Source organism: Microcoleus sp. S36b_A4, assembly GCF_036700645.1.
In the GTDB taxonomy this organism is placed as follows: domain Bacteria; phylum Cyanobacteriota; class Cyanobacteriia; order Cyanobacteriales; family Microcoleaceae; genus Microcoleus.
Genome location: NZ_JAUBPI010000021.1, coordinates 39,847 through 55,752 on the forward strand (window position 1 = coordinate 39,847; position 15,906 = coordinate 55,752).

The following is a 15,906-nucleotide window of genomic DNA, read 5'->3' on the forward strand; positions in this document are numbered from 1 at the left end:
TCTGAAGCGGTTAATTCTTTGGTTCGTCAGAGAGAATTTATAGGGTAGCGACATCTGCCCGTTTTTTGATTGGAGATACTGGTATACTACGATCGACAGTTAGTTATTTAATAATTTGTAGTCATGGTAAATATATCAAGCATCTCTAACATAGGCCCTGAAGTGGAAAATGACTTTCTGGAAGAGATTGATAACCTTGACAGGCAATTACACGATCGCTTTCAAGACAAGTTTGTAGTCCAGCCCTCGCTTACGCGACTTTTGGTTAGTTTTCAGGCTAACAAAACTAGACCCATTTATAGGTGGTACAAGTATAAGGAAGCTTTCTCGGCTTCTCTGGTAGAGTTTTTATTCCAAAAATATCAAGTCATTCAAGGCAAGATTTTAGATCCCTTTACAGGTAGTGGAACTGCTTTATTTGCTGCTAGCGACTTGGGAATAGATGGTGAGGGGATTGAATTATTACCTATTGGGCAACAAATAATTAATACCAAAATCCTTTTAGACACTGCCTTTACTCTTGATGATTTTCAGCGGCTAAAGACATGGTTTAATTTGCAAATATGGAAACAATTTGAAAACCCAGTCACTCTGCCAGAATTGAGGATCACTAAAGGGGCTTACTCCGAACAAAATAAAATAGAAATTGAGCAATATCTTGGAGCTTGTTATCAAGAAAATACCAAGCTTCAATCAGTTTTAGTCTTGACTTTACTGTGTGTTTTAGAATCCGTAAGCTATACACGCAAAGATGGACAGTATCTTCGTTGGGATTACCGTTCGGGTCATGGCCAGTCAAAGAAGTCCTTCAATAAAGGTGAGGTTCTTGAGTTCAGTAAAGCTATTACCCAAAAATTTAATGATCTTGTTAACGACTTAGAACCTCCTACACAACAACTTGAGCTTTTTCAAACTCAGAATAATCAAGGCAAAATTAATTTGCATCAAGGTTCTTGTCTGAAGATAATGCCCGATTTGCCGGACTCTACATACGATGCAATCATCACATCTCCACCCTACTGCAATCGATATGACTATACTCGTACTTATGCACTAGAGCTAGCTTTACTAGGAACTTCTGAAAAGGAATTAATTAATCTGCGTCAGGAAATGCTAAGTTGTACGGTTGAAAATCACCCCAAAGATTTATTGGCTATCAATCCGGCTTGGGAAGTCGCTTTAAGTATTGCTAATTCGCAAACTCTGTTGCAGGCTATCTTAAGATATTTGGACAGCCAAAAGTCACAGGGCGTATTGAATAACAATGGTATACCAAGAATGGTAAGAGGATATTTCTATGAAATGGCTTGCGTAATACAAGAAAGCTTTCGTATCCTTAAACCTGGGGCATTTTTGTTTATGGTTAATGACAATGTGCGCTACGCAGGTATAAGCATTTCAGTGGACATGATTCTTTCTGATTTTGCTGAAAAACTAGGCTTTATTACTGAAAATATTCTCGTCTTACCAGGTGATAAGGGGAATAGTAGTCAACAGATGGGAAATTATGGACGTGCTCCTTTGAGGAAGTGCGTTTATGTATGGAAAAAACAATAACTCGAAACCTATGCGTGTTTATCGTAACCATCTTCAATCCAGTGACGATCTTGTCACAACCTATGAAGACACTCGTGCGGGTTTTGTTGCACTTGCCCTTGAAAAAAATCGACGCGCTACACCTTACGTCGCCCAAGCAAGAGCACTTCAAGAAGCTGCTGGTCAAGCTGAGAGTCCTGCTGATTTGTTAAATGTTAAGGGCATTGAAATGGGATTGTTGACTGCGGCAGGATTATCTGACAAGTCTCTTGCTCATTTGATGCCAAATGATAAAATTGAAGCTATCAATGGTCTAATCAGGAATTTTCTTGAGCCAGCAGGCACAAGTTTTGTGGAGGAATTGGTCTTTAGATTTCTACTGACTCGTGGTGACACGCTTGGTGGCTCAATGCGTAATGTTGGCGGAGCATTAGCACAAAGAAAACTAACTCGTGCTATCCTCTCGACTCTCACCATTGCTGGTAAGAGATATTACTGGCAACACTCAAAGACAAAAAAGTGGATAGCCATGACAAATGATGACACAGAAATTGAGTTGTCTTTACGTGGGATAAGTTGGGAGAGCGAGCTGGGTAATCGCACATTGATTTATAACCTAACTGTTCCGCTAGTCAGGAGCAATGTGGATTTATGTTTATTTAATCTTGCCCCGACGGAGTTGGTAGCCAGTCAATCCAGCGCAATTGACCCATCTATGGTGGCACCTTATGTTATTGCATTGGGCGAACTTAAAGGCGGAATCGATCCTGCAGGTGCAGATGAGCATTGGAAAACGGCACAAGCGGCACTAAATCGCATACGCGAAGCTTTTTTCCGGGTTGGACATTCACCTCTGACTTTCTTTGTGGGTTCAGCGGTGGCGACAAGGATGGCGGGTGAAATTTGGCATCAACTGGAAAACCGGACTCTCACTAATGCTGCCAATCTGAATGAGGAGAATCAAGTTGCATCTATTTGTCGTTGGTTATGTAATTTATAAAAGCAAAAACCGTTTTGACTCCGTGTCTGTTTTAACATCCTCCCTGACCCCCGTCTTGTGACACAGCCATCTTCGCTGTCTCCAAAAACCCTGCTTTAATCAGCTTCCTTCCCATCCTGCCAAACTTCCCGCTAAATTAAAGAAGTAAAAAAATCATTCACATCCTACCCAGGAGATGCCATGCCCCGCGTCAGAGCACCAGAATTCCCCGGAAACTACCCCTGGCTGAACACCGAAAAACCTTTATCCATTGAATCCTTAAAAGGGCGCGTCGTCCTCCTCGACTTCTGGACATACTGCTGCATCAACTGCTTGCACGTCCTGCCCGACTTAAAATACCTCGAACAAAAATATAAAGATTCCCTCACGGTTATCGGCGTTCACTCAGCTAAATTTGAAAACGAAAAAGAAGTAGAAAACATCCGCCAAGCTATCCTCCGCTACGATATCGAACATCCTGTAATCGTTGACAGCGGCATGAAAGTTTGGCAAAGCTATGCCGTTCGCGCTTGGCCAACTTTAATGGTGATCGATCCTGAAAGTTATGTCGTTGGCTTTGTTTCGGGTGAAGGCAATAGAGAAGCACTTGACGAGTTAGTTGGCAAGTTAATTGCTGAATACAAAGATAAAAATGCGCTTAATTTTAAAGAACTGCGTTTTAGCTTAGAAAAACAGCGCAAACCTGTATCAACACCATTGGCTTTTCCCGGAAAAGTGCTGGCATTTGCGATCGCTGCAACGGAGGCAAAACATCTTCACCAACAGGTTGCACTTTTGGGCGAAATGAGTCAGGAAAATGAATCTGTAGATGAAACTGTATTGCCAGGGCCTGCTAATTCAGTTATACAAAACTTAGTCGGTTCTTGCTTATTTATTGCCGATTCCGGCCACAATAGGATTGTTGTCAGCACCCTCGAAGGTGAGGTGCTGCACGTCATCGGTAGCGGCAAGGCGGGTTTAACTGATGGGGACTTTGAAGAGGCTGAGTTTTTTGCACCTCAAGGTATGGCTTTTGATGCAGAAAGTCAAATTCTATATGTTGCTGATACGGAAAATCATGCTATCAGAAAGATTGATTTTACGACTCAACGGGTAGAAACTGTTGCTGGTACAGGCGAACAAAGTCACGAAATTTCACCCCGCAGCGGCAAGGCTTTAGAAACGCAATTGAATTCGCCTTGGGATTTAGAAAGAGTTGGAAATAGACTTTTTATTGCAATGGCGGGTTCCCACCAAATTTGGGAAATGCAGTTAGACACTGGCACGATCGGCACTTATGCAGGTATTGGCCGAGAATCCTGTGTGGATGGGAATCTTGCAGAATCTGCTTTTTCTCAGCCCAGCGGCCTGTCTACGGATCGATCGGAGTTGTTTGTTGCCGACAGCGAAATTAGTTCGATTCGTGCTGTGGGTATAGATGAAGACCCGAAGGTTCGCACTGTTTGCGGTAGCGGTGAATTGTTTGGTTTTGGGGATAAAGATGGTCGCGCTGAGGAGGTAAGGTTGCAGCACTGTTTGGGTGTTGAATACGCTCAAAATTACCTCTGGGTGGCTGATACTTATAATCACAAAATTAAGCGGATCGACCACCGGGGCGGTACGTGCAGAACAATGATTGGAGATGGTACAGCAGGTTTGGTTGATGCTAAAGGTCTCAAGGCTCGATTTTTTGAGCCTTCAGGGTTGAGTGCGATCGGGCCTCATTTGTTTGTTGCTGATACGAACAATCATGTAATTCGGAAAGTTGAGTTGGATACGCTGGAAGTCACAACTTTGGATTTCCCCAGTTTGTGCGCTCCGGAGGTTTGTGTTCCTGATTAAGTCGATCGACCTTTTTCCTATTAGCCAGGGTTCTCAATTCTCCTGATTGCCCGATTGATTGTGGTCAAGTAGGGTGCTCTTCGGCGCACCTTACCACAATTTTCAAGCCAAGTAAGTTACCCTAATTATTCGCGGTGAGTGCAGTGCCTCACCCGCAGTTCATTCCTGGATGTAGAACCTCTATATTTTGGGTGTACGGCCCAAGAATACCTGACCGATAAAGTAGAACGTCAAACCACTTTTTGCGTATGACTGAATTACTAAATGTTGTTAATTCCATCGCTACTAAAACCGCGATCGCCCCTATTAAATAATCGCAAAAATCCTCGCCCCCATCTAAAATTCCGAATAACTCAGCAGCCGCACTATTTTTTCATCATCGTTCAATTCCCCGACAATTCGTCGCACGGGTTTGGGCCAGATTTTAATCAAAGTAGGAGTTGCTGAAATCTGATCTGCCTCAGCTTGGTCTGGATGTTTCAAAACATCAATTACTTTTAAAGTGTAGGGACGATCGAGGCATTGCTCTAAAAACTGGTGTAAAGTTTCTAGGGTGCGTTCGGTGCTGGGGTTGCTGCCGGAAACAAACAGACGCAAAACGTACCCTTGAGTTTGTGGCGGTGGGGTGAGTTCTGTTGGTTTGGGAAGCCGAGTTTGCTGCGCTTGCGGAAAGCCCAAGGGAGTTACTATGGAACTGCTCCAGTCCGATCGAGCTTCGGGGCTGGCATACTGTATAACTAAGTCGTGATTTTCCCAAAGTTCCGGGAATTGTTCGTGATAAGTAGCAATCGCCATCGGTTCGCACATTTCTTCGCTACGGGGATGCCACACTAAGTCGCCAGTCCCAAAAATGGCGTTCAACAGTGTTTGATGTCGCAGCACGGGGGGGTAGGCCTCGGCAGCAACCCGCACCTGCCTATCGCCTGGATCGAGCCAGGAGTCAACGGTTGCCGTGTAGCAAGGTATCAGAAAATGCGGCGGTTCTGACAAACCGAGGATCTCCTGTAGAGCTACGCACAACTGCAAATGCCACCGAGTTTGCTTGCGGGGGTCTATGCAATAGATTAAGTCTCCCCCTGGTGTAAACAGCGCAATGCCTTTGAAAAATTCCGGCAAAATAGGGCGATCGACTTTCAATTCAGTACACCAATAACAGTTAGCAGTTAACAGTTAACACTCGATTTTTACCAGTTAATAATTGACATTTGACCTTTATGAGCGGGTTTAACATTTGATAATTGATATTTGATAATTGTCAACTGTTTAAATCCCCATCCTAAAAACCTCGTTTTCAACTGTCAACTGTCAACTGTCAACTGTCAACTGTCAACTATTTAGACTCGACCTCGCAGCATCTGAGCCATTTCGTTCGGGAACGGCGAGTTCTCTACACAAAGTTCTTCAGTAATTCGACCTTCTTGATAAAGACCGTAGAGCGACTTATTCATCGTCGTCATGCCTTCATAAGTATCTTTGATCATGATTTGATTAATTTCCTCATTCTGGCCCTTCAGAATGTATTCCTTAACCACGTCGGTATTGATCATAACGTCGTGGAAAGCAGCCCGCTTTCCGTCTGTGGTTTTGCACAGCAGTTGAGCAATAATCGCCACTAGGGATTCGGAAATTGAGACCCGTATGGCATCCTGTTCTTCCGCCCCGAACATATCAAGAATCCGGTTCAGGGTCTTAACCGCACTGTTGGTGTGCAGGGTTCCTGCAACTAAGTGACCGGTTTGAGAGGCTTTGAGGGCGATTTCCACTGTCTCTCTGTCCCGAATTTCTCCTACTAGCAGCATATCCGGGTCTTGTCGCAGAGCGCCTTTGAGAGCGCTCATAAACTTGAGGGTGTGCCTGCCGACTTCCCGGTGCTTAATCAAGGATTTTTTGCTTTCGTGTACGAATTCTACCGGGTCTTCGATCGTGATGATATTGTAGGCTTTATTCTTATTGATGTAGTCGATCATCGCGGCTAACGTGGTAGACTTACCCGAACCTGTCGGGCCTGTCACCAAAATCAGCCCTTTGTGGTAGCCACATATTTTCCTAAATACCTCCGGCAGTTTCAATTCCTCCAGTGTCATTATTTTGGCAGGAATTAGCCGCAGTACCATTGCCGGGCCGGCCAAGGAGTCCATGCAACTGATCCGAATGCGGACGAAGCCGAAGTCGAAAGCGCCGTCAAAGTCTAGGGTTTTTTGGAAAATTTCAATTTCTTCATCGCTCATGCACTCCCGCAACCAGCCAAAAAACGTATCTAAATCGGTCGGTGGATAGCCGATGTCGGCAATCTCGCCCCGGGTGCGGAAGCGGGGAACTTCGTTTACTCCGAGGTGAAGGTCGGATACTCCTTCATCTTTGGCTCGGATTACTAGCTCTTTCAAACTCGGAACTCCGCCGCTGCTAGAACTCTGGCTTTTAGGTGTGGCGAAGGATTGCGGCGCTGGTGCGGGTGGCGCTGCTGGTGCGGGTGCGGCAGGCGGCGGTGCTGGCGGCATTCCTGCTGCTCTGGGGGGCATCCCTGGAGCTGGAGGGCGGGGCATTCCTGGCGGTGGGGGAGCTCCGGGTACGGGCGGGCGAGGAGCTGGCGGATGCTGTTGTGTCATATGCGCTACCTTAAGTTGGTGAGAAGGCTGACTCGAACAGATGATTTGTGGGAGTTGAACAATGCCGATCGCCATTGTGCGTCTCTTGCACAAAAGCTTAACTGTTGTTCTCAGTCTATCCCAAGATAGGGTCGTAATGCTGCACTACTAAGGAAATATTCTGCCAATTGGAGGATGCCATCACTCTCGATATATGATCAAATATGAATTTTTGACTTTTTTGGATAAATTTCTTAAGGAAAAGAGTTTGCAGCAACTCAACAGTATTAAATTATACTTTGTCCAACTATTAAGGAGTTAAACGGATGAATTCTGTCGATCGGGCTTTTACTCCTGCTTTGGAGTTGGCGAAGTCGATTCGCGCCCTGGAAGTGTCGCCTTTAGAAATTGTCAATCTTTACTTGGAACGGATTGATCGATTAAACCCTCAGCTTGGCAGTTATTTTACAGTAACGGCCGATCGGGCGATCGCCCTGGCTAAATCTCAAACCGAGCAACTAGCCGGCTTAAACAAGCCACAGGAATTGCCACCTTTTTTCGGAGTACCAATTGCGATTAAAGACTTGACACCAGTTGCCGGCGTTCCCTGTACCTATGGCACTCAAGCTTTGGTGAATAACATATCTAACTACAGCGAATCAGTGGTATGGCGGATCGAAGCAGCGGGATTTAACATTCTGGGCAAAACAGCAACCTCTCAAATTGGTTCATTGCCTTACACCGAACCCCCAGGTTTCCTGCGGGCGCGCAATCCCTGGAATTTAGAGTATACGCCCGGAGGTTCCAGCGGCGGCTCAGCGGCGGCTGTAGCGGCGGGTTTATGCGCGATCGCCCAAGGTTCAGACGGTGGCGGTTCGATCCGAGGCCCAGCTTCCTGCTGCGGTTTAGTGGGCATTAAACCATCGCGGGGGCGAGTTTCCTGGGCCCCCGTCGGAGATTACCTCAGCGGCATTTCTGCCAACGGCCCCCTGGCGCGCACTGTAGCTGACGCCGCCGCACTTTTAGATGTGATGTCAGGCTACACAACAGGCGATCCGTACTGGCTACCCGATTCAAATCCGACGTTTTTAGAAGCTTCCACTCAAGAGTTAGGCAAGCTACGAATTGCTTTTTCTACCAGTATTTCCCCTGTGGGCGAGGCTTCGGCTATCTGTCAGCAAGCGGTACTCGAAACCGTCAAGTTACTGACTGATTTGGGTCACGATGTCGAACCGGGATGCCCTGATTTTACGGGTTTAATCGAACCGTTTATCGCAATTTGGCAGTCTGGGGCGGCGGCAAGCGGTATTCCAGGCCCTGCTTTGGAACCGATGAATCGCTGGCTGTTAGAAAGAACTATTTCCGCTGGGGAATATTTGCGGGCGGTGAATCAAATGCAGGTGATTTCACGGCGGATTGTGGGATTCTTTGAAAAATTTGATGTGTTAGTTTTGCCGACTTATATGCACTCGCCAATCCGGGTTGGGGAGTGGGCAGATTTGAGTTTTGAAGAAACTTTGCAGCGAATTATTAATTGGGTTGCTCCTTGTCCGCCGTTTAATGCTAGTGGTTTGCCTGCGATCGCACTTCCTGCCATTTTAGATAACAACGGTTTACCTGTGGGAATTCAAATTATTGGGCGGCCGGCGGCGGAAGCCACTTTAATTGCTTTAGCGGCGCAGATGGAAGCGGCGAAACCTTTCCCGGTTTTAGATTTTAAATAGGGAAGAGCAAGAAATAAAAGCACGTTTCCCTTTTTTATGGGTATGCCGAATCAGGACTTGTGCGCGGCGAACCAAAAATCCGGTTTATTGCAGAATTTTCTAGTCAGCCATCCCATATTTGACCAATAAACCGAGTTGCTCGCCCAGTCATACTTATTACCAATTATGCTGTATTTTATTGAGAATCCTTCTTTAGATTGATAGATATTGTGCTTATTTTGTTTTAAAAATGGTAGCAGTTCGCTGCCAATATTTAGGGTGAAATTTATGTTAACTTCCGGCCCGATTACCGCTCCCGTTCCCGTTTTTCTAGTTCTTTTAGCAATCATGCTAATCGCCCCGCTGGTATTTGAGCGCTTGCGACTACCGGGAATAGTCGGTTTAATTATTGCTGGCGTAATTGTCGGGCCCAACGGTCTAAATTTGCTGCAACGAGACGCTACTATTGTTTTGTTAGGTACTGTAGGATTGCTGTTTTTAATGTTCCTAGCGGGATTGGAAACTAGCCTCGACGACCTTAAACTCAATGCGGACAAAGCTGTCATATTTGGGCTGGCTACTTTTTCGCTACCGATGATATTGGGGACAGGAGCAATGCTGCTGTTGGGATATAGCTGGCTGGCTGCAATTTTAGTCGCTTCTTGTTTTGCTACGCACACGCTTTTAGCGCTGCCAATTCTCACCAAATTGGGATTGATGCGAACTCAGACTATTACTACTACTTTGGGCGGGACTTTAATTACGAATGTGTTGGGACTGTTGGTGCTGGCAATTGTTGTTAAAGCTTTCAAAGGAAATCTAACTCTCGAATTTTGGCTGTTTCTCATTCCATCTCTTGCTATCTACACTTTTGCTACTTTGTGGGGAGTGCCCAAAATCGGTCGCTGGTTTTTTAAGAAATTTGGACATGACGAAAATGCCGAATTTATATTTGTATTGGCCACCCTATTTCTAGTTTCTTACGCAGCAGAACTAATTGAAATTGAGGCAATTATTGGTGCATTTTTATCGGGAATTGCCATAACTCAAATTATTCCCAAAATGAGTCCCCTGATGAATCGGATTGAGTTTATTGGCAATACGCTGTTTGTGCCGTTTTTTCTGATTTCTGTGGGGATGTTAATTGACCCGCTAATTTTGGTGAAGCAGCCGCAGTCTTTGTTGGTGGCAGCAGTGATGATTTTAGCAGAGGTGGTGAGCAAGTTTTTGGCAGCTTGGCTACCGGGGAAATTATTTCGTTTTGAGTTTCCCAACATTATGGTAATGTTCGGTCTTTCTGTTGCTCAAGCTGCTTCTACTTTGGCTGCGATTACGGTTGCTTTTGACATTAAATTGGTCGATACTGAAACGGTGAACGGCATCATTGCCATGATTTTAGTAACTTGTGTCGCTTCTCCTTGGATTGTATCTCGGTGGGGTCAAGAAATGCAGCCGCCGGGGTCTAGTTTGCCGACTGCTACTTCGGGAAAGCATTCATGGGGAGAGCGAGTTTTAGTCCCTGTTGCTAATCCGAATACGGAAGATAATTTGCTGCGTTTGGCTTTGATTTTAGCAAAAACATCTCAGGGAACTTTGCTACCGCTGCATATTTTGTCCGATCGCGGGGAAGCAATTTCACCGGCAGATAAAATGCAGCAAACTCAACTTTTGACGGCTGCGGAAACTGTCGCCCATGCGGCTGCTTGTGCGGTTGAACCGATCGCAAGGATAGATGATGCGATCGATCGCGGAATCCTACGGAGTGCAACCGAACGCGAGGCTAGTTTAATAGTCTGTGGTTGGAAGGGATTTTCCACGACGCGCGACAATTTTTTTGGCAGCATCATTGATACTGTGATCAGGCGATCGCCCGTACCCGTACTGATTGCTCGATTTCCCGATCCTCTCCAGAATACAGCCAGAATTATTTTGGCGGTAACTGACAGCGAGTTGACTCGGTTTGGATTTCAGGAAACCGTGGATATTGCTAAGAGTTTAGCCGACGAACTCAAGGCGACTTTGCAAGTGTTGTTAGTGGCGACAAAACGGGAACAAAGCAACAAAAGTGCGGCGGAGGTGGCAATTCTTTCTGAAATACCAGTAAATCGGGTGCGGGGAAATTTTATCAAGCTAGTTTCGCAGAATTTGTTAGAACACGATTTGCTGATTTTAACAACAATTTCTCAGCAACAGAATATGTGGGACAAACCGGGAACTCTCAAAGAACCGGAAGCGATCGCCCGGACTCACCAAAATATTTCGATGCTTGTTGTTTATTTTCCTGTATCTTGAGGAATATTTTAACCGCAGATTACGTTATGAATCTGCATTCATCTGCGGTTAAGATTTTAGGACTAAAGCCAACTGGCAAATTAAACAAAGGTATGTATAGCCTTTCTCAGTAACATGAGGTAATCATCGGGAATAGGGCATCGGGCATCGGGCATCGGGCATCGGGCATCGGGCATCGGGCTCGCCCCCATACCTCACAACGCTTGAGAACGGCTATAGTTGCGATTGTGCGCTCTTTCCTAACTAAGAGCGCACAATCGCAACTACATACCTAAAATTTAAGTCCTATTTGTGACAATTGTGTAAGTCTTATATTTAATCCTAACCCAACGGAATTACTAGCAAAATTTCCGCACCTTTGTGCGGTTCGTAAATACACTAGATCGCTCTTTTCACTCGTGAAGGTTGTATTTTTTGGGCGATCGATTAAAACATCATTTAACTCGTCATCATTAGCACCCGCACAAGAAGTGCACTTAGGTACGGAATGTGCGATCGGCAAGTAAATATGCGTAGAGACCTTGACGATCACACCCCGATGGAGACAATTTCTCGGCATCTAGGACAATTTCTCGGTATCTGGGAGAATTTTGAGAATATGGTGATCTACCCCCTCTAGTTCAATAAGGTAAAAATGAGCATCAGACCAAATTTCAGATGGTTTTCTTCGGTGGCGAGTATTTTGGGTTCGATTTCGATTAATCCTTTCAGCGGCGCGACATCCTCTGCAAAAGCTGCAGAAACGGTTGTTGTTCGCAAAGGTATTTTAGAATCGTCAATATCGGTTGAGGATTTGCGCGAACTCGCAGAAACAGGAAAAGTCCCCGCCAAACTTCAAGCTTATGCAAATCTCCTGTCTGAGGAACAGCGGAGTAAAATTTTTCGGGCGCTGCAAGCGAAAATTCCCCTAAATGTAGTCGGCCTGAGTAACTTGCTAAACACGGGCATCGGCACTGCCATCCTGACGGATTTGACTACAGTCATACCTAGGCGTGGCGGTGGGGGTGTGGAAGCCCTGCGAGCCGCTTTGGTGCAGGGAGCAAACGCGCCGGAAGGCTTATCGGTATTGACTTTCATTGAATCTTATCCGAGCTCGCGAGTAGTGGTGGATCTCGATCGAGCTTTCACAGTTTTGGGAAATATGAACGCCAGTTTTTGGCAAACTCAGCGCTTTATGGCGGCGATCGCACCTCAGTTAGCAGCGGTTAAACCCGCGTTTAAGCTGCCTTTCGATCCAACCCAGCCCGGCGCTAATTTGGTGCAGGTACGGGCGCTAGATTTGAACGATAGTGCCCGCAATCGACTTATTCCAGTTGATGTGTATTGGTCGGAAGCTGCGACAGCCGACAAACCGACGATCGTCTTTTCTCACGGGTTGGGTTCCGTCCGCACCGATTTGCGCTACTTAGCTGAGCATTTGGCGTCTCACGGCTATGTGGTAGCAGCTTTAGAACATCCCGGCAGCAACGAGACGAATACCAATGCTGCGATGGCGGGGCAGTGTCCCTTGCTAGCTCCTCAAGAGTTTTTAGAGCGTCCCAAAGACATCAGTTTTGTACTCGACGAACTGACAAAATTGAACCAAACTGATGATAATTTGCAGGGGAAAATTGCGATCAACCGATGGGTAATAATTGGCTATTCATTTGGCGGCGCTACAGCCTTGTCCTTGGCCGGCGCCGAACTGCAATTGAGCGCACTCAAACAAAGGTGTCAGGGGGATTTGATTGGGTTCAGCTTAGGCGAAGGCATTCAGTGCGCGGCGGCCGGATTACCCGAAGAACGGTATCAATTGCGGGATGGGAGGATTAAAAGGGCGATCGCCATGAATCCGATCACATCATTATTATTTGGAGAAACGGGTTTAAGTGCCATTCAAATTCCCACCTTAATAGTAGCATCTTCTGCCGACAAAACAACTCCCGCCTTAGCCGAACAAATTGCCGGCTTTCCGAAAATTCCATCTCCTAAATGGCTAGTTGGTTTGGTAGGAGGAACCCACTTAAGTGTCAAAGATCCGAGTACAACTTTAAACCAAGTTCGTCGGCCGAGCACAGTAATTACCGGCGATGAAGTTGTCGGCGACCAAGCTGTTAGCATACGCAATTATATTAAAGCTGTAAGTTTGGCTACCGCCGCGCAACTAACTGCTGAAGCTGATAAATATGCAGTTTTTCTAACACCAGAATACGCGCAATTTGCTTCCACATCGGCAATCCCGGTGCGGCTAGTAACAGAAATTTCCCCGGAAACTAATGCAGTAGTGCAAACTTTTCTTCAAGGGAATAAGTAGTGATTAGTAATTAATAATTGGTCATTAGCTAATAACTAATTATTAAGACTTGTAGCAATATCAAATAAGGTGACATGAAAATTATACTTGAGTGCGTCTTCTCGGTCGCTCCTGAGAGCACGGAGCCACACGGGAAGCTACCACTGCATTGGGAAAATTATGATTCCGATGTCAGCGGAAACGATATTACGACTAGCAGCTTTTCCTTTTGTATGGGCTGCCGCTTAGCCCCGAAGGGTGTATTTTTTTCTTAAGCTGTTTCTGATATATTTTGTCCGTGCAAGGGCAAAATATAACAAACTGCTTCCACAAACTCTACTCCCAAACTGCAATGCCTAAAAAAAATCTTATCCCGCTATTGCTTCTGTTGGCAGCCCTGTTTACCCTTTACGGTGACACTTTAACTTTTCTCCCCAAACCTGTAAGAGATACTAGCGTAGCAAGCCGAAAGTTCTTCGTCGGGTTGTGGCCAAATTGGTTGAGGCCGAGAGATTTCAACGAGCAAAGGCAACAGGATATTGATAAATTGCAAAAAAGCCCTAGCCCGAGTCGATAGTTTGGAGCTACCAGGGATAAACCCGGTTTCTCTAATAATACCTAGCCATTTTCTTGTAGTATTGTAGGTTGGGTTAAGCGAAGCGAAACCCAACAGTACGATTTTAGATTTTGGATTGTAGATTAGAGATTTTTTATCCACTCTCTAATCTGTAATCGATTAAACTTAAGATTTTAGATTTTCCTCCCAGCGGTAAGGTGTGCATTGCACACCCTACAGATAGAGGTTATGCCTCTAGGGCTGTTTTAGATTGGTCTTCCCATCTAAAATCTAAAATCTAAAATCTAAAATTGATTAGGCTTGCTTTTTCAACCAGCTAAACATAGCTCGCAAATCTTTACCAACTTCTTCAATAGGATGTTCTGCTTCCTGACGGCGCATGGAGGTAAAACCTGGTTTGCCAGCTTGGTTTTCCAGAACGAATTCGCGGGCAAATTGGCCGGATTGAATTTCGCTGAGAATTTTACGCATTTCGGCGCGGGTTTGATCCGTGACGATGCGGGGGCCGCGAGTTAAATCGCCGTATTCTGCGGTATTGGAGATGCTGTCGCGCATTTTGGCGAGGCCTCCTTCTACTATTAAGTCAACGATAAGTTTAACTTCGTGCAAACATTCAAAATAAGCTAATTCCGGTTGGTATCCGGCGTCAACTAAAGTTTCAAATCCAGCTTTAATTAAGGCGCTCAAACCGCCGCACAAAACTACTTGTTCGCCAAAAAGATCGGTTTCTGTTTCTTCGCGGAAAGTTGTTTCCAGGATGCCTGCTCTGGTGCCACCGATACCTTTAGCATAGGCCATTGCCCGATCGCGCGCTTGACCGGAAGCATCTTGATATACTGCAAACAAACTCGGAACACCTTCCCCTTGTTCGTAAGTCCGTCGCACCAAGTGTCCGGGGCCTTTGGGGGCAACCATTACTACGTCTACATTGGCAGGGGGAACAACTTGGCCGAAGTGAATGTTAAAACCGTGAGCAAATGCTAAAACATTTCCTTCAGAAAGGTTCGGTTCGATTTGTTCTTTGTAAATAGTTTTTTGAACTTCATCGGGCAATAAAATCATGATGAAGTCAGCGGCGGCGGCTGCTTTGTCTACCGGGTGAACTGTTAAACCCGCGTTGGTTGCTTTGGCTGCAGATTTGCTACCGGGATACAAACCGACAACGACATTCATGCCACTGTCTTTGAGGTTAAGCGCGTGGGCGTGTCCTTGGGAACCGTAGCCGATGATAGCAATCGTTTTGTTGGCTAAGAGGTCTAGGTTCGCGTCGGTGTCGTAATACATACGGGCCATAATCCTTGTCTCCTGAGATGCAAATTGGGTGATTGACTGCAAAACTCTCATTTTATCAAAGTAGGGTACTTTTTTTGCAGAAATTTTTAAATTAAGATTTGGACGGGGGAAAATAAAGGGCGATCGCGCTGAATTTAGCAGGGTTTCTGGCAGAGTCTGCGATCGTCAAATATAATTGTCAATAGCGTGCTGTGCATTTGGACAAACTCACATCTTGCGCCATTCTCAAGAACAGGCTTTTCTGCCTGTTCCACAAAGAGTGAATTTTGTTGTGGAACAGGCAGAAAAGCCTGTTCATAAAAAGCTTATTGAGAATGGTGCAACATCTCAGAAAAACGCAACTAACTAACTTTTTTCAGATGAAAATAAAAGCAATACATCATGTGGCTATTATTTGCTCGGATTACGAAGCCTCGAAAAAATTTTATGTAGAAGTATTGGGATGTTCCATTATCAAAGAAACTTTCCGAACCGAGAGGAATTCTTACAAACTAGATTTGCGAGTCGGAAACGGCGACACCATCGAGCTTTTCTCATTTACCCATCCTCCTGAAAGAATTAACAATCCTGAAGCTTGCGGTTTGAGACATTTAGCTTTTGCAGTTGAGGACATAGAAGCATCAGTTGCTTACTTAAAATCCCAACAAGTAGAAGTAGAAAAAATTCGCCTTGACGAGATTACAGAAAAACGGTTTACCTTTTTCCGAGATCCTGACAACTTACCCTTAGAAATCTATGAAATTTAAGGAGTATCCCGATTTTGTAAAGTCGCTCTTAAGTCAATAGGTGGGGTGTGCATTGCCCTAAAAACTGCATGATTACTTCCC

10 protein-coding genes are annotated in these 15,906 nt (G+C 45.4%); 7 read left to right on the plus strand and 3 right to left on the minus strand.

The features are described 5' to 3' along the window. The first annotated feature begins 123 nt into the window (after window positions 1-123). The 3 genes from QUA03_RS09200 (at window position 124) to QUA03_RS09210 (ending at window position 4,357) form a co-directional block, all read left to right on the plus strand. On the plus strand, window positions 124-1,557 hold the full coding sequence (locus QUA03_RS09200; RefSeq protein WP_333211464.1) for a site-specific DNA-methyltransferase: 1,434 nt from the start codon (window positions 124-126) through the stop codon (window positions 1,555-1,557). After that, entirely contained in the window at window positions 1,538-2,536 is a 999-nt protein-coding gene (locus QUA03_RS09205; RefSeq protein ID WP_333211466.1) for a type II restriction endonuclease, read from the plus strand. Before QUA03_RS09200 ends, QUA03_RS09205 begins: the two co-directional genes overlap by 20 nt. Before the next feature lie 180 nt (window positions 2,537-2,716). Next, on the plus strand, window positions 2,717-4,357 hold the full coding sequence (locus QUA03_RS09210; protein WP_333211468.1) for a thioredoxin-like domain-containing protein: 1,641 nt from the start codon (window positions 2,717-2,719) through the stop codon (window positions 4,355-4,357). Between the two features lie 336 nt (window positions 4,358-4,693). On the opposite strand, the gene QUA03_RS09215 is transcribed toward QUA03_RS09210, so the two are convergent. After that, on the minus strand, window positions 4,694-5,494 hold the full coding sequence (locus QUA03_RS09215) for a circadian clock KaiB family protein (protein WP_333211470.1): 801 nt from the start codon (window positions 5,492-5,494) through the stop codon (window positions 4,694-4,696). Between the two features lie 197 nt (window positions 5,495-5,691). After that, window positions 5,692-6,963, minus strand: a complete 1,272-nt coding sequence (locus QUA03_RS09220; RefSeq protein WP_333211472.1) for a type IV pilus twitching motility protein PilT — start codon at window positions 6,961-6,963, stop codon at window positions 5,692-5,694. A gap of 305 nt (window positions 6,964-7,268) precedes the next feature. Here QUA03_RS09220 and QUA03_RS09225 point away from each other — a divergent pair, with 305 nt between their 5' ends. From QUA03_RS09225 to QUA03_RS09235, 3 genes are all read left to right on the plus strand, one after another. Continuing rightward, window positions 7,269-8,666, plus strand: a complete 1,398-nt coding sequence (locus tag QUA03_RS09225; protein ID WP_333211474.1) for an amidase — start codon at window positions 7,269-7,271, stop codon at window positions 8,664-8,666. A 267-nt stretch (window positions 8,667-8,933) separates the two neighbouring features. Continuing rightward, window positions 8,934-10,937 carry a cation:proton antiporter domain-containing protein gene (locus QUA03_RS09230; RefSeq protein ID WP_333211476.1) on the plus strand — a complete coding sequence of 668 codons (2,004 nt, stop codon included), beginning with the start codon at window positions 8,934-8,936 and terminating at the stop codon, window positions 10,935-10,937. 634 nt (window positions 10,938-11,571) lie between these two features. Beyond that, complete coding sequence (locus QUA03_RS09235; protein ID WP_333211477.1) at window positions 11,572-13,230, plus strand: alpha/beta hydrolase; 1,659 nt, start codon at window positions 11,572-11,574, stop codon at window positions 13,228-13,230. 850 nt (window positions 13,231-14,080) lie between these two features. Here the strand turns inward: QUA03_RS09235 and ilvC are convergent. Next, the gene (ilvC, locus tag QUA03_RS09240) at window positions 14,081-15,130 is read right to left on the minus strand and encodes a ketol-acid reductoisomerase (protein WP_333211478.1); all 1,050 of its coding nucleotides are present in this window, start codon (window positions 15,128-15,130) and stop codon (window positions 14,081-14,083) included. A gap of 308 nt (window positions 15,131-15,438) precedes the next feature. On the opposite strand from ilvC, the gene gloA2 reads away from it, so the two are divergent. Further along, complete coding sequence (gloA2, locus tag QUA03_RS09245; RefSeq protein WP_333211480.1) at window positions 15,439-15,825, plus strand: SMU1112c/YaeR family gloxylase I-like metalloprotein; 387 nt, start codon at window positions 15,439-15,441, stop codon at window positions 15,823-15,825. The last annotated feature ends 81 nt before the right edge of the window (window positions 15,826-15,906 follow it).